The 22442-nt window shown below is 49.0% G+C and carries 13 protein-coding genes; 10 read left to right on the plus strand and 3 right to left on the minus strand.

The window, feature by feature from the left end; all coding sequences use genetic code 11:
• Nucleotides 1-128 precede the first annotated feature (128 nt).
• Together FPG75_RS03545 and FPG75_RS03550 are read right to left on the minus strand one after the other, a co-directional pair.
• Nucleotides 129-1037, minus strand: coding sequence for a ribonuclease Z (locus FPG75_RS03545; protein WP_143305171.1), 909 nt, complete (start codon nt 1035-1037; stop codon nt 129-131).
• A gap of 20 nt (nt 1038-1057) precedes the next feature.
• Nucleotides 1058-1435, minus strand: coding sequence for an STAS domain-containing protein (locus tag FPG75_RS03550; RefSeq protein ID WP_143305172.1), 378 nt, complete (start codon nt 1433-1435; stop codon nt 1058-1060).
• 299 nt (nt 1436-1734) lie between these two features.
• Here FPG75_RS03550 and FPG75_RS03555 point away from each other — a divergent pair, with 299 nt between their 5' ends.
• From FPG75_RS03555 to cmk, 5 genes are all read left to right on the plus strand, one after another.
• Nucleotides 1735-4269 carry an ATP-dependent Clp protease ATP-binding subunit gene (locus tag FPG75_RS03555; protein ID WP_143305173.1) on the plus strand — a complete coding sequence of 845 codons (2535 nt, stop codon included), beginning with the start codon at nt 1735-1737 and terminating at the stop codon, nt 4267-4269.
• A gap of 437 nt (nt 4270-4706) precedes the next feature.
• Complete coding sequence (locus FPG75_RS03560; protein WP_143305174.1) at nt 4707-6455, plus strand: hypothetical protein; 1749 nt, start codon at nt 4707-4709, stop codon at nt 6453-6455.
• 100 nt (nt 6456-6555) lie between these two features.
• Nucleotides 6556-8382 carry a hypothetical protein gene (locus tag FPG75_RS03565; protein ID WP_143305175.1) on the plus strand — a complete coding sequence of 609 codons (1827 nt, stop codon included), beginning with the start codon at nt 6556-6558 and terminating at the stop codon, nt 8380-8382.
• Between the two features lie 10 nt (nt 8383-8392).
• The gene (locus tag FPG75_RS03570; protein ID WP_143305176.1) at nt 8393-9982 is read left to right on the plus strand and encodes a T9SS type A sorting domain-containing protein; all 1590 of its coding nucleotides are present in this window, start codon (nt 8393-8395) and stop codon (nt 9980-9982) included.
• Nucleotides 9983-10091: 109 nt separating this feature from the next.
• On the plus strand, nt 10092-10781 hold the full coding sequence (gene cmk, locus FPG75_RS03575) for a (d)CMP kinase (protein ID WP_143305177.1): 690 nt from the start codon (nt 10092-10094) through the stop codon (nt 10779-10781).
• 446 nt (nt 10782-11227) lie between these two features.
• Here cmk and FPG75_RS03580 read toward each other — a convergent pair whose 3' ends face one another.
• Nucleotides 11228-12103 (minus strand): AraC family transcriptional regulator, encoded by an 876-nt coding sequence (locus tag FPG75_RS03580; protein ID WP_143305178.1) that lies wholly within the window; start codon nt 12101-12103, stop codon nt 11228-11230.
• Between the two features lie 331 nt (nt 12104-12434).
• Here FPG75_RS03580 and FPG75_RS03585 point away from each other — a divergent pair, with 331 nt between their 5' ends.
• From FPG75_RS03585 to FPG75_RS03605, 5 genes are all read left to right on the plus strand, one after another.
• Nucleotides 12435-15560: a SusC/RagA family TonB-linked outer membrane protein gene (locus tag FPG75_RS03585; RefSeq protein ID WP_143305179.1), complete on the plus strand. Its 3126-nt coding sequence runs from the start codon at nt 12435-12437 to the stop codon at nt 15558-15560.
• Between the two features lie 24 nt (nt 15561-15584).
• Nucleotides 15585-17102, plus strand: a complete 1518-nt coding sequence (locus FPG75_RS03590; RefSeq protein ID WP_143305180.1) for a SusD/RagB family nutrient-binding outer membrane lipoprotein — start codon at nt 15585-15587, stop codon at nt 17100-17102.
• 71 nt (nt 17103-17173) lie between these two features.
• Nucleotides 17174-18994, plus strand: a complete 1821-nt coding sequence (locus FPG75_RS03595) for a sodium:solute symporter family protein (RefSeq protein ID WP_143305181.1) — start codon at nt 17174-17176, stop codon at nt 18992-18994.
• 14 nt (nt 18995-19008) lie between these two features.
• Nucleotides 19009-20187: a glycoside hydrolase family 130 protein gene (locus FPG75_RS03600; RefSeq protein WP_143305182.1), complete on the plus strand. Its 1179-nt coding sequence runs from the start codon at nt 19009-19011 to the stop codon at nt 20185-20187.
• Nucleotides 20188-20468: 281 nt separating this feature from the next.
• Complete coding sequence (locus FPG75_RS03605; RefSeq protein WP_143305183.1) at nt 20469-22421, plus strand: tetratricopeptide repeat-containing sensor histidine kinase; 1953 nt, start codon at nt 20469-20471, stop codon at nt 22419-22421.
• Nucleotides 22422-22442: the final 21 nt, after the last annotated feature.

The following is a 22442-nucleotide window of genomic DNA, read 5'->3' on the forward strand; positions in this document are numbered from 1 at the left end:
TATTTAGGGATTTATTGATTTACGGATTTTGTGATTGAAGGATATCCCTCCAATCACAAAATCTGTAAATCACAAAATCCGTAAATCACAAAATCCGTAAATCACAAAATCCGTAAATCAATAAATCCCTAAATAATATAACTCACGCCTTCTTCAGCGATATCTGTGGCGGGAAACACCGGCCGGGTCTCATCCAGGAAGGGTTGCAGCTCGGTGTATTTTGAAGAAAAATGTCCGATCAGCAGGCGGCTTACCTGTGCGGAAGCCGCCAGGGAAGCGGCTTGTATGCTGGTGCTGTGATAACGTTCCGCCGCACGCGCTTCCAGGTCCTGGAGATAGGTGGTTTCATGATACATGAGGTCAGCGCCTTTCAGCCATGGCAGCAGGTTTATATCGTAGATGGTATCTGCGCAGTATACGTAACGCTTGCCCGCGCAAGGTGGCAGCGTCACCCAATCATTTTTTACGATAGTGCCGTCTTTTTTCTGGTAATCCGCACCATCCTGCAACCTGGAATAGAAAGCGGCCGGGATCTCGTAGGCACGGGCCTGTTCAGGGATCAACCTTCTCTTCTTCTTCCTCATCTCAAAAGAAAATCCAAAGCAGGAAATCCGGTGCTGCACCGGAAAACAACGTACTTCCAGGTCTTTATCTTCCAGTATCACACCTTCATAACCCGGCAGCAGCGGGATGAACGACAGCTCAAACCGTAGCACCGTGCCGGCGCAGTCCAGCTGTAACTGGATGATCGGCTCCAGCTCCGGCGGCGCATAGATGCTCAAAGGCTCTGTACGGCCCATCAGGCTGAGCGTGTTCAATAGCCCGATCAACCCGAAATAATGATCTCCATGAAGATGACTGATGAAGATGTATCTTATTCTGCTGCGCCTGATCTTGTATTTGGCGATCTGTAACTGCGTGCCTTCTCCGCAATCCACCAGCAGCAGCTGATCATTACAGGTAACTATCTGCGCCGTCGGATGCCTGTCCAGTGTGGGAATAGCCGAATTGTTTCCTAATATCGTAACCGCAAACATGCACAAAAATAATTTAAAAGCTATTCATCAAAACCGTCCAGCAGCTCTCTTTCCAGCTCTTCCATCATCACGAGGTCGATCGCTTCTGCCATCGTAGGAGCCAGATTGAGAAGCTCGTCGCCCGTCGCTTTGAGCTTTTGTGTTAATTCGCTGTTAATGCCTGTGATCGCGCAGGAGCGGTGATTGTCATACATTTGACGGTACACTGTTAAAATGGCTTGCACGCCGGCATCGTCTGTTCGTTTCACAAGATGCAAATCCAGTATGAGGTTCCGGGCTTCCAGTTCTGGTAAGGAAGTGATTGTACTTATAAAGGGGGCTGACAAATTAGCATCCAAAGCATCTTCCTCGGGACAAAAGACCACTATTTTCTCTTTGGTATCAATTTTGAATTTCATGCGTTGGACGTTGTTTTATACAATTTAACAAGAATCTATTTTAAAGAGGGAACCCGCCTATAAAATATTAACCTCGGAGAGATTGAACAAAAACCTCCTTTTCTTCGTAAATATTTTTAACACGATGTACCCGCATTCACCACAAAAATAATTGTTATACTATTAAAGTGTAAGTTGTTAAAGGGTAAAAAAGGAATAACTTCATTTCGACAAATAGCGTGATAATGTAAATCAGAATTATTCGTTATTATTGTATAAGCAAGCCCCCGTAAGGGTTTTTATAATTTAATATTCTCACAATGGACCAGAATTTTTCACCGCAAGTTAAGGAGATCATTTCGTTCAGCAGGGAGGAAGCTTTACGCTTGGGAAATGATTTCATCGGTACTGAACACCTGCTGTTAGGTATTATTCGCGAGGGCGAAGGCACGGCCGTAAAGATTCTGCAAGCTTTGAACGTAGACCTATATGAATTACGCAAAGAAGTAGAATTGGCTGTTAAAGATAAAACGGGGAAAAATATTGCTAACATCAATAGCCTCCCCCTTACCAGACAGGCTGAAAAGGTAATTCGTGTAACCGTTCTCGAGGCAAAGGCCCTCAAAAGCGCAACGGTAGAAACCGAACACCTCATGCTTTCAATTCTTAAGAATAAGGAAAACGTTTGTACACAAATCTTACAACAATTCGACGTGGACTACGATACTTTCAAAAACGAACTGGGCTTTGTAAAATCTGCTGATCCCAAAGCAGAATTTGATGATCCGGGTGAAGAGGAATTTGAAGACGAGAGAAAAAGCTACCAGTCAAAAGCCAAGCAAACCAATACCAAATCCAAAACGCCCGTACTGGATAACTTTGGTAGGGATATCACCAAGCTGGCCGAAAGCGGCAGCCTTGACCCGATTGTAGGCCGTGAACAGGAGATCGAGCGCGTGTCGCAGATCCTGTCCCGCCGTAAAAAGAACAACCCGATCCTGATCGGTGAGCCCGGTGTGGGTAAAACCGCCATCGTGGAAGGGCTGGCACTCCGCATTGTACAGCGCAAGGTTTCCCGCGTGCTGTTCGACAAACGCGTAGTAAGCCTCGACCTCGCCGCACTGGTGGCCGGTACCAAATACCGTGGCCAGTTTGAAGAAAGGATGAAAGCCATCATGAATGAACTCGAAAAGAACCGGGACGTGATCCTGTTCATCGACGAGATCCATACCATCGTTGGCGCTGGTGGCGCTTCCGGCTCACTGGATGCTTCCAATATCTTCAAACCCGCACTGGCAAGGGGCGAACTCCAATGCATCGGCGCTTCCACCCTCGATGAATACCGCATGTATATCGAGAAAGATGGCGCCCTCGACCGCCGCTTCCAGAAAGTAATGGTAGAACCACCCAGCGTGGATGAAACCATCCAGATCCTCAACAACATCAAACCACGTTATGAAGAGTACCATAACGTGAGCTATACAGATGATGCTATTGAAGCGTGCGTGAAACTGAGCGACCGCTACATGACCGACCGCCTGCTGCCCGACAAGGCAATAGACGTGCTCGATGAAGTAGGCGCCCGCGTACACCTCAAGAATATCAACGTTCCGCAGAACATCCTCGACCTGGAAAAACAGATCGAAGATATCAAGCAGGAAAAAAATAAAGTAGTGAAGAGCCAACGCTTCGAAGAAGCCGCTGCACTGCGCGATACCGAAAAGAAACTGGGCGAAGACCTGGAACGCGCAAAAGCAATGTGGGAAGAAGAAGTGAAGCACAAACGCTACCCGATCGATGAAGAAGCCATTGCAGAAGTAGTGAGCATGATGACCGGTATCCCTGTGAAACGCATGGTACAGGCTGAAAGCGATAAACTGCGCCGCATGGGCGAAGACCTGAAAGGCGCTGTAGTAGGGCAGGACGAAGCAATCAGCAAAGTCACCAAAGCCATTCAGCGTAACCGCGTAGGGCTGAAAGATCCTAAAAAACCAATCGGTACCTTCATCTTCCTCGGTCCTACAGGGGTGGGTAAAACAGAGCTGGCAAAGGCCCTGGCCCGCTACATGTTCGACTCCGACGATGCGCTGATCCGTATCGATATGAGTGAATACATGGAGAAATTCTCCGTAAGCCGCTTGATTGGCGCGCCTCCGGGATATGTAGGTTATGAAGAAGGCGGCCAGCTCACTGAAAAAGTGCGCCGCAAACCTTACTCCGTAATCCTGCTGGATGAAATAGAAAAAGCGCACCCGGATATTTACAACCTCCTGTTGCAGGTACTGGATGACGGTATCCTCACCGATGGCCTGGGCCGTAAAGTGGATTTCAAGAATACCCTCATCATCATGACCTCCAATATCGGGGCAAGACAACTGAAGGATTTCGGCGCCGGCGTAGGTTTCTCCACCAGCGCAAGAGTGACCAACGAAGAAGAGAACACCAAATCAGTGATCGAAAAAGCACTGAAACGTACCTTCTCTCCTGAGTTCCTGAACAGGATCGATGATGTGATCATCTTTAACTCTCTTACCAAAGAGCACATCTATACTATCATCGATATCACCATGCAGAGCGTGCTGAAACGCCTGAATACACTGGGCTTCAGCCTGGAACTGACCGACGAGGCGAAGAGCTTCCTCGCAGAAAAAGGCTACGACCAGCAGTTTGGCGCCCGCCCGCTGCACAGGGCCATCCAGAAATACCTGGAAGATCCTTTAGCAGAAGAGATCCTCAATATGAACATCCATAACGGGGATATCCTGGTGGCCGACCTGGACAAAGAAAACCAGAAACTGGTATTCACTTTAAAGAATAACTCTTCCAAGAGTAAGTCTGAAAAGTCAGAAGCGTAAGTAAAACGCTGAAAATTAATAGCAAAGCCCGCTGGAGTGCTTCCAGCGGGCTTTTTCTTTGTTGTCATCACATCAAAGTGTGAGCGTTTAACTGTGGCTACATCGCATTCGTGCCGGGTGTTAAATCCTGTCTTTCCAGCCATGCCCCTGTCTTCCCGCATTTTTTTCTCTCTCTTTGAAATCGATTTCCTGATTTTTACCTCCGAACATATTTCTGAAATTAAAATGGTATAATTATGTCATTTTCCATCTATCATTAATATGTTATTTTTGCACTATATAAAATTTTAACCTCTACTATTTAATATTTACGAAATCAGGCCAATTTGATTATTCGTATATATTGTTGAAAAACATAAGATGTTATTGATTCTTGTGTCCTCTATGCCTATAATAGTCACTAAAGGCTAAAATATTAACTATTTATCCGTATATCTATGACTAGATTTCTACACATCGCATTACGCGGTATGTTACTGGGAGGTATTGTCCTGATAGCAACACAGGCCAAAGCCCAGCTGAAGGTGGGTGACAACCCAACCAATATTAATAAGTCGGCCATCCTGGAACTGGAATCCAACAGCCAGGGTTTCCTCTTGCCGCGTATTTCAGATACGGCCAACATGACCAATCTGAATCCGCCGAATGGTATGATCATCTATCTGACAAAAACCGGTAACGAAGGTTTCTACATCAGAACCAACTATAACTGGCAGCAAATGGCCTCCAGGAGCTCTTCCTGGGACCTGTTGGGTAACTACATCACTGATGCTACCAAACAATTTATCGGTAGCGTGAACAACGTACCCTTTGTGATGAGAGGCAACAACGTGGAAGGTATACGGATCGATAACGGCAACGTGACACTCAGCAACAAGGTAACTCTTAGCAACAATGTGAACATCCCCGGACTTACTCCTGCTGCCAACACCGAGATGACTGCCCTCATCATTGACGCTACCGGTAAGGTGTTTGTAAGACCCTTGTCTACCGCAGCTTTCAACGATGCGATCGCCTCTATCAATGGTTCCAAGGTAACCTCACAAACCATCAATACTGATAATACAGACGGCGCTGCCGGCGGTTATGCATTTAATACGGTCACTGCTACGGGCACGCATACACTGAGTATTGCTACACAGGATGGTACCAAGACCATAGGTTTGCTGACGAAGAACGACTGGATCAAGTTTAATGCTGCAGCAGGGAAAGCGTTGAAATTAAATGCATTCTTAGGTACTGGCACCGCTGAAGGTCTGACACTGGGTACTGACGGTAGCGGCAATCCGACCATCGCGCTGAATGCAGCCACAGCTACCACTCCGGGTGGCGTATCCACTACTGCACAAACTTTTGCCGGCGATAAGACTTTTACCGGTAATATCACCGGTAACAACGGTCTCAATATCACGGCGGGCGGCGCTACCATTAATGGTGCTGCTACATTGAACAACGGCGTTACTGTAGCAGGTGGTGCTACCATCAGCGGCGGCGCCACCATCAATGGCGACGCAAAACTGAACAATAACCTGCTGGTAACCGGTACTACCAACCTGGGTACAGTGAACGCAGGTGCAAACACAGACCTCACGGTGCTGATGCTCGATGCCTCAAAGAATGTGATCAAAAGAACGCTTGCATCTACGGCCTTTACGCCCAAAACCTTTGCCAGCGGGCATAGCGGCACCGATATTAATGTGGTAGATGATGCGGTTGCCAACACCGTAACCGTTAACGCTCCCTATGCAGATCCTTCAGCTGCCGGTGGTTTGGTGTCCAACAAATCACAGAGTTTCGCCGGCGACAAACGCCTGGCCAATAACCTGTCTGTTAAAAGTACGGTGATGGTAGGTGATACCACCAACCTCGCCAACTCTACCTTGCAGGTAGCTGGTTCTGTTTCCATGAGCATTACCACACAAACAGCTGACTATACCCTCACAGACGCCGACTATACCGTACTGGTAAACCCGGGCGCGCCAGTGGTGAACATCACATTGCCTGCCAGTACTAAAACAGGAAGGATCGTTACCATCAAAAAGATAGGTGGCGGCCTGGTTAACAGCGTACTGATCAAACCGCAGAGTGGTACGATCGAAGGCGGCGCTAACTATCCTATCTATAACGACTGGACCTACGTGACTTTGCAGTCAGACGGTACCAACTGGTACATCATCAAGAAATAATGTATATAACGTGGAAGTATAAACGCTGTTGAGTAGCGTTTATGCTTCCACGTTATATGTTTCCCGGATCGCGGGATCCCTCGCCATGTAATTGTCAGGTATGAAGTTTCGCTTTTTATGCAGTTCCCTGTTAGCGGGAGTTGCTTCCATGATATCTATGCAGTTGTATGCACAGCAGCTAAAGCTGGGCGCTAACCCTTACCAGCTCTCGAAAGATGCGCTGCTGGAGCTGAACAGCAACAACCAGGGGCTGCTGATGCCCCGCGTTACCAAAGCACAGCTGTTGAGCGGTGGTAATCTCTTCAGTTCTGTGGATGGGATGTTCGTATTTGTGGATGATGCCACAGAAAAGAGTTTGTATCTCAAGAAAAATGGCGCATGGACCAAAGTGGCTGATTTCGGTAACATCACTGCCGGTACGGGAATCAGTATTACCAACGGTACGATCGCTAACACTGGTGTCACCTCATTCAATACACGTACAGGCGATATCATCCCCGCCACCGGCGACTATGCCGCTTTTTATGCGCCGCTGGGCCGCAAGCTTACGATCAGCGCCGGCACTGGTATCACGGCCGCTACTACGGTTACGCAAGACCTCAGCGCCGACCGCACTTTTACGATCAATGCAGATAATACCAATGCCTTGTGGAATGCCAACCAGTTGCAAGGCAAAAGCATTGCTACCACTGTTCCCAATATCAACGACGTATTAACCTACAACGGTACCTCCTGGACGCCCAAAGCGCCTGCCAGCGCCGGAAGCGTGACTTCCGTGGGGCTGTCATTACCTAATATTTTTACTGTTACTAACAGCCCTGTTACCACTACCGGCACCTTAACCGGTACGCTCGCTACGCAGGCTGCCAATACTTTTTTTGCCGGGCCAACTTCCGGCGTCAATGCTGCGCCTGCGTTTCGGACCTTAGTAGCTGCAGACATCCCCAACAAAATTTCTATTGTTCCCGGTTCCGGTGTGATGGCAATGAATCCTGCCATTACGCAAAATCTATCTGCCAATCCTTCGTGGACGATCAGTGTGGATAGTTCAAAGAGCATCTGGAACGCTAATAAATTACAAAGCAGATCGGTGCTGGACAGCGTGCCTGGCGACGGCGATGTATTGAAATGGAGTGCAGCAAGAAATATGTTCCTGCCCGGCCAAACCATGGCTGGTGGCGCTTCTTATGGTAACATGACATCAACAGACCCTGCTACCGCTGATGCGCCGGACCCGCTTTACAGGATGAAGATCTGGCGTGGCCCCTGGGGCAAAGTGAACAGCTCGGGCGCCGTGTCTTTGAATACTGGCCCTACGGGCGCTTTTGCATGGAGCATATTGGCGTTTCAATATAATCTGGGCAGTAACCAGTTTACCACACAGCTATACTTTGATAAAAATACTTTGGCATTAAAAGAGTGGGCCGGCATCGCACAACCACTGACAGATAATCCGTCCAATCCCTGGTATAAGGTGGTGACAACGTTGGGAAGTAATGTATTCACCAATGGAGGACTAATGTTTGCCAACCAGACCTACGACGCTACCACGGAGGTAGCGCAGGATGCCAGCAATCTTTATTGGGATAGCGGCAACAGAAAGCTGGGTATCCGTAATAATACGCCAACAGCCACTTTGGATGTAAATGGTTCTGTTGCCTATAACATCAGAACAGTCACCGGTAGTACAACGTTGGCGGATGATGATTATACGGTGTTGGTAAGTGGTAATACTACTATCACCTTGCCCACACCGGATGCAACTAACCAGGGGCGTGTGTATATCATTAAAAGAATAGGAACAAATACTGTCACTATCAGCGGTACCCTGTTTGATACGGCAAACGCCACCAGTTTAACAATTGGTACTGTAGGCGCTAAGTATGTGTTGCAATCTAACGGTAGCAGGTGGTATACCATAAACTGATAATTTTTTAATGAGATCATCTATTGCCATATTGATTTTTTTGCTGACAGGCTGGTATTCCGCCTTTGCACAGAAGGGAGTGTACATTCCCGCTGGTGGCTCAGTGTGGGTATCTTCCAATACTTATATCGGTATCTTCAGCAATGTAACCAATGATGGCAAGCTGGGCTCCTACCCGGGCGCGATCCTTTATTTCCTCAGTAAACAGTGGACTAACGGCAACGGCTCTACGTTGCCGGATGAAAGTGCGGATGGTATCTCCGGTACCGGCGGTAAATTCCTGTTCAGTCCACTTAATCCGCTCTATGGCAATATTGGCCAGCAGCGGGTATTTGGCGGATATAGCATCGTTGCCAAGCAGGGCCCCAGTTTCCCGAACCTGGAGATCAGCAATGCCGCAGGGCTGTTGCTGGATGACCTCAGCGATCTGAAAATCAGGAATAACCTGCATTTCAGCAATGGGCACATCTATCTCAATGGCTGGAACTTACAGGTAGGTGAGCGGACACCCGGCACCATTACGGGTTTCAACGATAGCCGCTTCGTGGTGAATGGCAAAGGCTTTGCCGGCGGCGCCCTCTACCGGGCGGGTATCAACTATGCCGCTAACAAAGTAATCTTCCCTGTAGGTACAGATGACAATAGTTATGCACCTGCCGCCATTCTGCTGAATGGCGCTACAGATAATTTCGGCGTGCGCGCGTTTGACAGCGTGTATACGCTGGCTACCGGCGGCCCCGCCTATACCGACAGCGTTGTGAACAGGACCTGGAACATCCGCCGCGCGGACAATACCGGCGGCCAGGTGAGCGTGATCCTGCAACATGAAGACAAAGATGAACTGCCTGCCTACGCGGCTTCGCGCGATAGCAGCTACATCACACGCTTTACCGGCGGCATATGGGATAACATCTCCTATGTTATAAACAGGCCGCTGGCGGGCACTTTAACCACATCGCCCTTGTCGCAGCCTGCTACGATGCACCTGCGAGATTTCCCCGACCTGGGCGCCAACGAATATTTCACAAAAATGTCCATGGCCTCAAAAGCACTGCCAGCAATATTCCTGAGCTTTGAAGCCTATCGCATAGCGCCGGAGAAGGTGCAGCTCGACTGGACCACCAGCCGCGAAGTGAACAACCTCCAATTTGAAGTGGAACGCCGCTACGAAAGAGAAGAGACCTTCACCAAAATAGCGACCGTGCCCACCAAAGCCATCAATGGCAATAGCAGCAGCCCGCTCGGCTATACCTACCAGGACTTCAACGATTATGACGACTGGACCTATTACCGTATCAAAGCAGTAGGCCGCAACGGCAAGATCGTGTACTCTGAAGTAAGGGCGGTGCCGCCATTCGTGCAGATCGATGTATTCCCGAACCCGAACAATGGTAAGTTCAAGGTGAGGATCCGCGGTATCCGTGGGGCATTGCTTCTGCAACTCCGTGATACCTGGAGCCAGGTAATGCGCCAATACCCTGTTGAGCGTGATGGCGATGTGGACATCTCCAACCTGCCTGCCGGCGCCTATTTCCTGGTGCTGTATCACAAAGACATGATGACGGTGGCTTACACCTGCAAGGTCATTGTAGTGCAATAAGGTCTTTGACCCTGATGCGCTGCAGGCTCCCGATTTGCTTTTTTCAAAGAATTGCGTCAATTTTGTATCGTCCTTCCTGTAGGCAGTATCAATATTTAAAACGACGACTTTGAAAAAAATCATCATCACGATCGATGGCTACTCTTCATGTGGCAAAAGCACCCTGGCCAAGCAACTGGCAAGGAAGCTGGATTATGTGTATATCGACAGCGGCGCCATGTATCGTGCTATTACCTTGTATTTTCTTCAGAATCGTATCGACTGGCTCTCTACATCGGCTGTGGTAGCGGCTTTGAAAGATATTCACCTGGAATTTGTTCCCAACTCGCTCACCAGTTTATCTGAAATGTATCTCAATGATGAGAATGTAGAACATCTCATCCGTGAAATGATCGTAGCGGAAAAAGTAAGCGAGGTAGCTGCGGTGAAGGAAGTGCGTGAATTTGCTGTGGCGCAGCAGGTGAAAATGGGCGCCCGCAAAGGCATTGTGATGGATGGCCGGGATATTGGTACCGTGGTGTTCCCGCATGCAGAACTGAAAATATTTATGACGGCAGATATTGCCGTGCGCGTAGAACGCCGCTTCAAAGAGCTCTACGAAAAGAACAAAAATATCACCATTGAAGAGGTGAAGAAGAACCTCGAACTACGTGATTATATTGATGCCAACCGCGAGGTTAGCCCACTCAGAAAAGCGGATGACGCTATCATACTGGATAACAGCCAGTTAAACCTCGAAGACCAGCTGGAACTGGTGATGCAGTGGGTTGAAGACGCAATTATGGCGCACTCTTCATGAAATAATATTTTCTTTTATTAAAAGTGTTTTATACATTTGCTTTGTCCGTGTATTGAAGCGGATGATATCCCGATAATTTTCCACATCCTGAAGAATTTCCTGCTATATTTTGTTTGTGTGTTAAACCATTGTAGGTAATTGCTACAGCGCGGTTTTTCATCTCCAACCTTATCCATCCGAAAAGCATATTGAATTAATCTGTCTATAAACGCCGTGGCAGTAAACCGGCTGCTATTGGTATAACCTTAATGTGGAATGGCATGGCAAGCCATCGCTGTTCCATATTTTCAGTAGGTGTATTCGGTTAATAGGAAGAAGGGGCGAAGTCTTTCGCCCTTTCGCTTTTTTCTCGCAGAGGAGCAAAGGAGCGAAGATTGCAAAGGGGTACTTATCTGCGCGCGGAGCGCGCCTTAGCGCCTTTGCTCCTTCGCGATCTTTGCGCGAAACTATATGAATGTGCGTGTGCCTGCAAAATTTTTTCTGAAGTCGGAGGGCGTGCTTCCTTTCTTTTTCTTGAAGATGCGATTGAAGTTAGACAGGTTCATAAAGCCGCACTGGTAGCATATTTCAGACACGGAGTGGGTAGTGTCGATCAGCATGCGTGAAGCGTGACCGATGCGGATTTCATTGAGGCTGTCGATGAAGGTTTTGCCTGTACGTTTTTTAATGAAGCGACTGAGGGATACCGGTGTCATGTTCACATGTTTCGAGAGGTCGTTCAGGCTGATCTCTTTGTCGAAGTGCTGCTGCATGTATTCGAAAGCCTTTTCTATGCGCCGGCTGTTGTAGTTGTTCAGCGATTCCGCGGGGGAATTGCTGAGTACACGCATATTGCGGGATATGGAGAGATCGTGGAGAATGGAGAAGAGTTCGAGTACCGAGTCGAAGCCCGTTTTTTGCGGCAGCGCCAGCAGCCTGGGTTTCAGGGTTTGTATCGCTTCGCGGGAGAAGGAGATGCCTTTGCTGGAATTTTCTAGCAGGCCGCGGATGAAGCTCAGCTGGTTGCGGCGCAGCAGTTTGGCGTCGAGCAGTTGGGAGTGGAATTGTATCGTGATCTCTGTGATCTGTTCACTTTTACATTGATGATTCAACCATACGTGTTCTACGTTAGGCCCTACCAGCAAGAGTTCCAGCTCGTCTATCTCTTCCATGTGATCGCCTACGATGCGCCGGGCGCCTTTGGCGTTCATGATAAAGTTCAGCTCAAATTCTTCGTGGTAGTGTAAGGGGAAATTAAAACAGTTCTTCACACGGGAAAAGATCATGAAGCAATCGTTCTCGGTAAGCGGCGTGATCTCTTTATAGGCATGAGTTTTACGCATGTTTAATACTATTTCAGCTGTGAAAAGATAGTATAATTATGTATTAAAAGTATTGGTGTGGTGGCCAAGCGGGTTAAGCCTTCTTCTTTCTTCAATATTATTGTATTTACTGGGATTTTCAAATAATCATGTGAAGAATATTTTTTCATCCTTGTCTGTTTTGTAAAAGATGGGATAAAAAAGTATCGGTGTTGTGTTCGCATATCTGATATTTTTGAACCTGTTCTGATGCAGTCACCATCGTTATGAAAAAAATCAACCAAAGGGCACTGCAGGAGCATTCAAATCAAAGACAGCAGCCAATTTTATTCATTCCATTAAACATCGCTCTATGCATTCAAACAGTATCCCGTCAGTTCTACAAAAAAAAATACTGCATGCGGGTTATTTAATCCTCTTCCTGTTAGCGGCCACAGGAGCCGTGTCTGCACAGCAGTTACAGGTGAGCGGCAGTGTTACTAATGAAAAAAATGAACCTTTACCTGGCGTTTCCGTATCTGTAAAAGGCACCGTTACCGGCGTACTCTCCTCCGCCGACGGTAAGTACAAGATCGCAACCAAACCAACAGATGTGTTGGTGTTTTCCATTATCGGTTATCAAACACAACAAGTGCCCGTAAGCGGCAAAACCGCTGTGGACGTACAACTCCACGAACAGCTCACACAGCTGAGCGATGTGGTGGTAACAGCCATGGGTATCAAAAAAGAAAATAAAGTATTGGGATACGCCATCACGCAAGTGAAAGGCGAATCCTTCACCAAAGCCCGCGAAACCAACATCATGTGGGGTATGCAGGGTAAGGTAGCTGGTGTGAGCGTTACCAAACCGGTGACCGGCGCCATGGGCTCCAGCCGTATCACCATGCGTGGCGGCGACTTTGGCGGCAGTCAGCCCCTGTACGTGATCGATGGTATCCCGATGGTATCTGACAACCGCGGTACCATCAATGACATGTACGGCGGATCTGATGGCGGTGATGGTATCAGCAGCATTAACCCCGACGACGTAGAATCTATCAACGTGCTGAAAGGTAATACCGCAGCGGCTTTGTACGGTGCGCGCGCTTCCAACGGCGTGATCGTGATCACCACCAAGAAAGGAACGGCCCGCAAAGGCATTGGTGTGGAAGTAAACAGCACTTACAGCATCGAAAGTGCGATCGATAAAACAGCGAAAGATTATCAATACGAATATGGTATCGGTACCGGCGGCAAAAAACCAACCACTGCGCAGGAAGCCCTCGAAATGGGCCGTGGCAGCTGGGGCGCCAAACTCGACGGCACACCGGTGATCCAGGGCGACGGCGTACTGCGTCCTTACTCCGCCGCTAAAAACAACGTGAAACATTTCTACAAAAACGGCAATACTTTCACCAACTCCGTGGCCCTGCTGGGTGGTAGCGAAAACCTCAACTTCCGCTTCTCCTTCGCTGATATGAACAACCACGATATCATGCCTAACTCCGGCATCCGCAGAAATAACTTCACACTGAATACCAATGCCAGGCTCGGTAAGCACCTCACGGCTACCTTGAATGCACAATATGTTCGTGAGAAAGCCCGGAACAGGCCCATGCTCAACGACTATACCTCCAATGCCGCCGTGGCTGCGTATCTCATGCCTACCAACTACGATATCCGCGATTGGAGAACCGCACGCAAACCTGATGGCGGTGAAAACCTGTGGACAACCAATAACTACTGGGCAAACCCGTATTTTGTTGCCTACGAAACACCGTCTTACAATCGTGACGATCGCTTCATTGGTTCTGCCGATATCAAATATGATTTCGATGAACACTTCTATGCGCGCTTCCTCACCGGCACCGATTTCAACTACCGCAATGCAGAAGGCGTATGGCCCAGCGGCGTAGGTTTCTATCCTGCAGGCAGCATCTCTGAAAGCAATAATTACCGCGGTGAGTTCAATGCCCAGCTGATGGCCGGTTACAACCGTACCTTCAATAAAGATTGGTCTTTGAATGCTTTCGTGGGCGGTAATACCATGAAACGTAAATACACCAGCACTTCCGCCAATGGCGATAAATTTGTGGTGCCTTATTTCTATGCAATCGGCAACACCACTACCAATTCCGGCGGTTATAACCGTACGGAAAAACAGATCAACTCTGTGTTTGGATCAGCGGAACTGGGCTTCCACAACTATTTCTACCTGACGCTCACTGGTCGTAACGACTGGTTCTCTACCCTGAATCCAAAAGACAACAACATATTTTATCCTTCCGTAGGCGCCAGTTTCGTACTGTCTGATGCCGTGAAATTGCCCGAGTGGATCAGCTTTGCCAAGATCAGAGGCTCCTGGGCGCAAACCGGTAGCGACAATGATATTGATGCGTACCAGCTGGGCATGACTTATGGTTTCAACAATTCTATCTTCGGTCAGCCATTGGGCACCGTTGGTAGCTCCGACCTGCCTAACAGCAAGTTGCACCCGCAGCTTACGTCTACCTATGAAGGTGGTATCGAAGCCCGCTTCCTCAATGGCCGCGCGGGTATCGACCTGGCCGTATACAGCCGCCAGGTAACCGATGCGATCCTGTATTCCAACATCTCTATCACTTCCGGTTTTTATGGCACCCGTGTGAATGCCGGCAAGATCGGTAATACCGGCGTTGAACTGTTACTAACTGGAACGCCTGTACGAACTAAAGACTTCCAGTGGCAAACCAGCTACAACCTCGGTTACAACAAGAGCAATGTGAAAGCGCTCAGCGATGGCGCTACTTCCCGTCAGCTGGGCCAGAACCGTTCCGGTCTCTGGGGCGATGGCGGCGTACCTTCCTACACTTACATGCAGGTAGGTCAGCCTTTCGGCATCCTCGAAGGAACTACTTATGTACGTGACAACAGCGGCAACATTGTGTACGGCGCTGACGGTTTACCGAAAGTGGGCGCCATCAGGAAACTGGGTAACGGTATCGCACCTACGACAATGGGATTCTCCAATACCTTAACTTATAAGAACTGGTCGCTCGATTTCCTCATCGACGGTAAATTCGGCGGCAAGCTGTTCTCCGGCACCAACAACCTCGCCTGGTATCAAGGTTTGGCCAAAGCTACATTGCCTGGCCGTGAAGGCGGTATCGTTGGTAAAGGAGTAACAGAAGATGGTAAAGCCAATACTGTAAATGTATCCGCAGAAACCTATTACAAGTTTGTTGCTAACAATATCACAGAAGAGTTTGTATATGATGCCAGCTTCGTGAAACTGCGCCAGGTAGTACTGGGCTACAACCTGCCACAGCGCTGGATCAAGGGTTCTGCCTTCCAGTCGGTGTCCTTGTCTTTTGTAGCGCGTAACCTGCTCACCATCTATTCCAAAGTGCCGGTGGTAGATCCTGAATCAGCCTACTCTACTGGTAACAACCAGGGCTTTGAAATGCTGGGACTGCCCGCTACCCGCAGCTTCGGATTCAATCTCGGTGTGAAGTTCTAATCATTCATCTCTCAAAGAAAAATTATGAAAAGAAAATATTTAGCATATATAGGCGCGTCGCTGGTGTTGATGGCTACTGCCTGCACCAAAGACCTGGAGAACCTGAACAAGAACCCGAACAGCAATACCAGCATACCACCTGCTACGATGCTGAGCAATGTGCAGCTCTCTTCTGCCACGCTCGACAGAGGCACGGTGCGGCGTACCAATCTCTCTTTCTCTATGATGCTCGTGCAACAGCTGGCATCCACTGAAACGCTGGATGGAGGAGAAGGAGATAAATACCTGAAGAATGATAACTGTGGAAATCTCTTTGAAGCAACATACAACAATGCGGTGATCAATCTGTCGCAATTGGCAGATGCGATCAAGGGAGATGCCAGCCAGGTAAACCTGCAATCCGCCGCCCGCATCTGGCGCGTGCTGGTATTCCAGCGCCTCACTGATGCTTATGGCGATGTGCCTTATTTTAATGCAGGCCAGGGGTATACAGGTGGCGTTTTCTTTCCGGTATATGATAAACAACAGGATATTTATGGAGATATGTTGAAAGAGCTGGGAGAAGCTGCCGCTGCATTTGATGCCAGCAAAAAGCCACTCGGCAGTGCTGACCTGGCATACGGCGGCGATATCGCCCGCTGGAAAAAACTGGCTTACTCCCTCATGCTGCGACTGGCTTTCCGCATGGAAAAACAAGATCCTGCCAAAGCCAAAGAGTGGGCTTTGAAAGCCATCAACGGCGGCGTGATGCAGACCAATGACGATATCTGCTACATGAGACATTCCGGCGACCGTAATGCCCAGATGAACGCGATCGCCTATACGTTTTCCAGCTATAATCTCGCTGATACGAAAATCAAGATCAGCAAAACTTTCCTGGATTATCTCATCAACACGAACGATCCACGCAGGGCCGTATACGCCAGCCTGAAAACCGGCGATACCGCACTGGCGCATCAGAAAGGCCTGCCTAATGGCCTGGATCAATCCGGCTTCATTGCGAAGTTCCCGGGTGACAGCCTCCAGGGCTTCTCTACGCTCAATACCAATGTGATCCTGCAACCCACCGCGCCTACTTTCTTCATCACCAATGCGGAAGTACAACTGATGCTGGCAGAAGCAGTGGTAAAAGGCTGGACCTCCGGCAATGCAGCAGATTACTACGCCAAGGCGGTGACCAGCTCCATGCAGCAGCAGAAGCTCTATGGCGCAGGCGGTGTGATCAGCGATGCAGCCATCCAGCAATACCTGGACGCCAATCCGTTTCCGGCCACCAGCGCCGACCAGCTGAAAGCGATCGGCACCCAATACTGGATCGCTACTTTCCTCAATGGTTGGGAATCCTTCGCAAACTGGCGCCGCACCGGCTACCCGGTGCTTACACCAACGAACTTCCCCGGCAACCTCACCAATGGCACGATTCCGCGCAGGTTCACTTACCTGTTGTCTGAATACAGCACTAACGGGAAAAATATCAACGACGCGGTGTCCCGCATGGGTAAAGATGATTATCTCACGAGAGTATGGTGGGACAAACAATAATTAAGGATTGCAAATTAAACATTACGGCCATCGGCCGTAATGTTTAATTTGTAGTTTCTAATTACAAGAATATGCTGCAATTAATCGACTGGATCATTATTGGTATCTATCTGGGCGTGATCGTTCTGATAGGTTTATTGTTAAGAAGAAAAGCAAAGCAGAACAAAACAGCGTATATGCTTGGGGGTAAGTCATTGCCCTGGTATATGTTAGGTTTGTCGAATGCGGCTGACATGTTCGATATCTCCGGCACCATGTGGCTGGTGACGCTCACTTTTGTTTATGGCATGAAGAGCATCTGGATCCCTTGGCTGTGGCCGATCTTCAACCAGGTGTTCATGATGGTGTTTATATCGGCCTGGCTACGGAAGTCTAATGTGAGCACCGGCGCCGAATGGATCATCACACGTTTTGGCAATGGCCGCGATGCGGCTTTATCACACACGATCACCGTTGTTTTTGCGCTGATCAGTTGCCTGGGCTTTATGGCATACGGTTTCATCGGCCTGGGCAAGTTTATGGAAATATTTATCCCCTGGCAAAATATTGCGCCTTACGTTCCTTTTACGGTGCAGCCGGCGTATGTACCACATCTGTATGGTGTGGCCTTTGCGCTGTTTGCCGTATTCTACAGCATCCTTGGCGGTATGAGCAGTATTGTGTGGGCAGATGTGGTGCAGTATGTGATCCGTACGGTGGCCGCTGTGATCATCGCGGTGATTGCGGTGCGCGCGCTGGCCGTACATGCATTGAATGTGCCGGAAGGGTGGTTTAATCCTTTCTTTGGCTGGAAACTGAACCTCGACTGGAGCCGCATCATCCCCGAGGTGAATAACAAAATTAACAGCGACGGCTATACGATTTTCGGCGCTTTCTTCATGATGATGCTCTTCAAAGGCGTGCTGGTAAGTCTTGCCGGCCCTGCGCCCAATTACGACATGCAGAAAATATTATCCACCCGCAGTCCGCAGGATGCCGCCAGGATGAGCGGTTTTGTATCCATCGTGCTGATGCCGGTACGTTACCTGATGATCATCGGTTTCGCGGTACTGGGCTTGATCTACTATAACCAGCTGAATTTAAAAACCGGCGACCATATAGATTTTGAGAAGATATTACCAGCCGCTATCAGCAGCTTTGCACCCGTTGGCGTGATGGGCTTGCTGGTGGCGGGTATGCTGGCATCGTTTATCGGCACTTTTGCCGGCACGCTGAACGCCGCACAGGCTTATATCCTCAATGATGTGTATCTCAAATATATCAATCCGCAGGCGAGCAATCGCCGTATCAGCAGCATTAACTATCTCTCGGGGATATTGGTGGTGGTGATCAGTATCATCATCGGGGTATTTGCGAAAGATGTGAACAGCGTATTGCAATGGCTGGTATCCGGCCTCTGGGGCGGATATGTAGCGGCCAACGTATTGAAGTGGTACTGGTGGCGTTTCAACGGCTACGGTTTCTTCTGGGGAATGCTGGCAGGTATTGCCGCCGCATTGATCTGTCCTTACATCTTCACAGGTCTTAATCTCTATTATTTCCCGGTGATATTACTGGTATCGTTGATCGGTTGTGTGGCCGGCGCCCTTGCCACGCCGCCGGTGGAAGAAAAAGTATTAAAGCAATTCTATTACAACATACGCCCATGGGGCTTCTGGAAACCGGTGCTGGAAAAGCTCAGGCAGGAAGATCCGGCGATTGCCCCCAATCAAAATTTCAGCCGCGACATGCTCAACGTAGTGATCGGGATCATTGCACAGCTTTGCCTGATGGTATTGCCCATGTACCTCGTATTGCAAAAGCAGCAACCTTTCTTCATCACCGCCGGCATATTGCTAGTGATGCTGTTCGTGCTGAAAAAGACCTGGTGGGATCACCTGAATAAACAATGATGAGTAAATAAAATATGACAACGAGCGAGATTTTTTCAAGCAGGCTACAGCAGCTGGAAGCAGCGCAACAGGAACTGTTTCAATTGCGCAATGAACCGATACTTCCGGGCAATGGCATATATGAGCGCTATCGCTATCCGGTGCTCACAGCGGCGCATACCCCTCTTTCATGGCGTTACGACCTGAACCCGGCCACCAATCCTTACTGTATGGAACGTTTCGGCATCAACGCTACGTTCAATGCAGGAGCGATGAAATGGCAGGGTCGCTATATTATGATGGTACGTGTAGAAGGCGCTGACCGCAAATCATTTTTTGCGATCGCTGAAAGTGCCGATGGTATTCAGCACTGGCGCTTCCGTAACACGCCGGTAGCATTGCCGGAAACCGAGGTGCCCGATGTGAACGTATATGATATACGCCTTACCGAACATGCCGATGGCTGGATATATGGCCTCTTCTGTACAGAACGCAAAGACCCGCAGGCGCCTCCGGGCGATATGTCGTCGGCCATCGCGCAATGTGGTATCGTGCGTACTAAAGACCTCGAACAGTGGGAGCGCTTGCCGGACCTCATCACGTCTTCGCCACAGCAACGCAACGTGGTGCTGCACCCTGAATTTGTAAATGGTCAATACGCCTTTTATACCCGTCCGCAGGACAATTTCATCGAAGCCGGTTCCGGCGGAGGTATCGCTGTCGGCTATACGAAAGATATTACCCATCCGGTGGTAAGCACTGAAACGGTGATCGACCCGCGTCAATATCACACCATCAGTGAGCTGAAGAACGGCCAGGGGCCTGCGCCGCTGAAAACTTCCGAAGGCTGGCTGCACCTCGCCCATGGCGTGCGCAACACCGCCGCCGGCCTGCGTTATGTGCTCTACATGTTCCTCACCGACCTGCACGACATCACCAAAGTGATTGCCAAACCAGCCGGTTACTTTATGGCGCCGCAGGGAGAAGAGCGCATCGGCGACGTATCCAACGTGCTTTTCTGCAATGGCTGGATCGCCGACGACAACGGCCGCGTCCTCATCTACTACGCCTCTTCTGATACCCGCATGCATGTGGCATCCTCCTCCATCCCCCGCCTGCTGGACTACGTGAAGCATACCGCCGCCGACCAGCTGCGGAGTGGTAAGAGCGTGGAAACGCTGCTGGGTATTATTGAGAAGAATATTGGCGCATAGCGCGAAGGTTGTCTGGCTCAGGATTTAAGGATTGAAAGGATTACCAGGATTTTTTTTCAGGATTAATAAAGATTAAAGAAGATTGAGGAGAAGATCAACGAGGTTCAAGCCCTTGAAGCGCTTTGAGCGCTTCAAGGGCTACCGTCGCGAAGATCTTCTCCTCAATCTTCTTTAATCTTTATTAATCCTGAAAAAAAATCCTGGTAATCCTTTCAATCCTTAAATCCTGAGCCAGACAACCTTCGCTCATATTCTCAAAAATTTCTTCTATATTGCTACTGATGTCAACCAGGTCAGTATGTAGTATAATCCTGCTTTTTCTGCTGGGAATAGGTATGGGTGCGCTGGCACAGGACTCTGTGCAAACTTTCCGTTTGCTGGATTCTGTCAGGCAGCTGCCGCGGGATACCGCCAAAGTAAGACTGCTGCTGCAAAAAGGAAAAATTGCCGCACGCTATTTCGACTCGCACAAAACAGAAAACCTCTTTTACCTCGATGCCATCTCTCTGGCGCAACACCTCAAAGATGCCAGGGGCCTGTCGCTCGTCTTCAATGAGCTGGGTACCAACAAAAGAAATAAATCTCAATACATTCTTGCGGAAGACTATCACGAGCGCGCGATCAAATTTGCGGAAGAAGCCCGCGATTCGCTGCTGATGAGCCTTTCGCTCAACAATGCCGGCGTGGATTGCCGCCGCCTCGATAAACTGCAAAAAGCATTCGACTATCATTTCCGCGCCTTGCAGATCGCTGAAGCGATCAATGATGTGAGGAATATTTGCGTGGCCACTAACAGTATCGGGAATATTTTTTTGTCGGCCGAAAAATATGAAGACGCCATCCAGCGCTTCCAGCGCGCCCTGAAGCTGGAACAGGAAAGCAACAACGACCTCGGTGTGGCCATCAACCTGGGCAACCTGGGCTACGCCTACCAGGGCCTGCATAAACTGGATCATGCCATCCAGTATTATAAAAGTTCGCTGGCAGTGAACCAGAAGATCGATAATCCTGTTGGTATAGTGATCTGCTATAATTCTCTCGGCTCCGCCTATAAAGAGAAAAAAGACTACAATACGGCCATGGACTACCTTAAAAAAGCCCTGGCAGTGAATGACAAGGTAGACGACAAGGTACATATCGCCGAAAGCTATCTCAATATCGGCAAGTTGCTCAGCGACCAGGACAAATACGAAGAAGCCCGGCAATACATCCAGCAATCCATTGACCTGAGCACCTACTGGGGCTTCAAATCCACGCTCATGGAGGCTTACAAGGCACTGGCCAATGATTATAAACGCAGCGGCGATTTCCGTAAATCGCTGGAGGCAACAGAAAAATCATTACAGTATAAAGACAGCATACTCGATGAGAAATCAGCAATGGCCCTGAGCCAGATGCAAACCATCTACGAAGTGGACCTGAAAGATAACCAGATCCGCACGCTGGAACACGACAAGGCGCTGGGGGAGCTGCGCACCAAACGTAATGTGGTATTCACTTTCGCGCTGGCGGCCTTTCTGCTGATGATGATAGTAGGCGGCTTTTTCTATATCCGGCACCGCAACCTGCAGGCTAATAAACAAACCTTGCAGCTGGAATTGCGCTCCCTGCGTTCGCAGATGAACCCGCATTTTATTTTCAATTCGCTCAGCTCCATCCATCGTTATATCTGGAGCAATAACCAGGAGGAGGCATCTGACTATCTCACCAAATTCTCCCGCTTAATGCGTCTGATACTCGACAATACACAGCATACCTTTGTAACATTGAACAAGGAGCTGGAATCATTGCGCCTGTACCTCGACCTTGAATCATTGAGATGTAATGGTATCTTTGAGTACCATATCCGGCTGGGAGAAAATATTAACGACGAAGAAGTGCTGATCCCGCCGATGATATTGCAACCGTATGTAGAGAATGCCATATGGCACGGACTGGTGCATAAGCTGGCCGACAAAGGCGTGCTGGAGATCGCGATCAAACTGGAGGGGCGAAGCCTGATCTGCACCATCCGCGATAATGGCATCGGCCGCAAAAAGGCCATGGAAATTAAAGAACGGAAAGGAAAGACCCACAATTCCGTAGGCATGAAAGTAACAGAAGGACGCATTAACCTGATCAGGAAGATCAACAACAAAGATGCCCGGGTGATCGTTTCCGACCTGGAAGATGATCAGGGCCAGGCCGCCGGTACCTGCGTGACGATCATTTTACCGGCCGAATTTATATTTTAGCAGACGCCAATACTGTCCATC

Source organism: Chitinophaga vietnamensis, from assembly GCF_902167635.1.
GTDB lineage: Bacteria > Bacteroidota > Bacteroidia > Chitinophagales > Chitinophagaceae > Chitinophaga > Chitinophaga vietnamensis.

Coding starts and splice junctions, on each gene's coding strand:
- FPG75_RS03545 (WP_143305171.1), bottom strand. CDS start 1,037: ATGTTTGCGGTTACGATATTAGGAAACAATTCGGCTATTCCCACACTG.
- FPG75_RS03550 (WP_143305172.1), bottom strand. CDS start 1,435: ATGAAATTCAAAATTGATACCAAAGAGAAAATAGTGGTCTTTTGTCCC.
- FPG75_RS03555 (WP_143305173.1), top strand. CDS start 1,735: ATGGACCAGAATTTTTCACCGCAAGTTAAGGAGATCATTTCGTTCAGC.
- FPG75_RS03560 (WP_143305174.1), top strand. CDS start 4,707: ATGACTAGATTTCTACACATCGCATTACGCGGTATGTTACTGGGAGGT.
- FPG75_RS03565 (WP_143305175.1), top strand. CDS start 6,556: ATGAAGTTTCGCTTTTTATGCAGTTCCCTGTTAGCGGGAGTTGCTTCC.
- FPG75_RS03570 (WP_143305176.1), top strand. CDS start 8,393: ATGAGATCATCTATTGCCATATTGATTTTTTTGCTGACAGGCTGGTAT.
- FPG75_RS03580 (WP_143305178.1), bottom strand. CDS start 12,103: ATGCGTAAAACTCATGCCTATAAAGAGATCACGCCGCTTACCGAGAAC.
- FPG75_RS03585 (WP_143305179.1), top strand. CDS start 12,435: ATGCATTCAAACAGTATCCCGTCAGTTCTACAAAAAAAAATACTGCAT.
- FPG75_RS03590 (WP_143305180.1), top strand. CDS start 15,585: ATGAAAAGAAAATATTTAGCATATATAGGCGCGTCGCTGGTGTTGATG.
- FPG75_RS03595 (WP_143305181.1), top strand. CDS start 17,174: ATGCTGCAATTAATCGACTGGATCATTATTGGTATCTATCTGGGCGTG.
- FPG75_RS03600 (WP_143305182.1), top strand. CDS start 19,009: ATGACAACGAGCGAGATTTTTTCAAGCAGGCTACAGCAGCTGGAAGCA.
- FPG75_RS03605 (WP_143305183.1), top strand. CDS start 20,469: ATGTCAACCAGGTCAGTATGTAGTATAATCCTGCTTTTTCTGCTGGGA.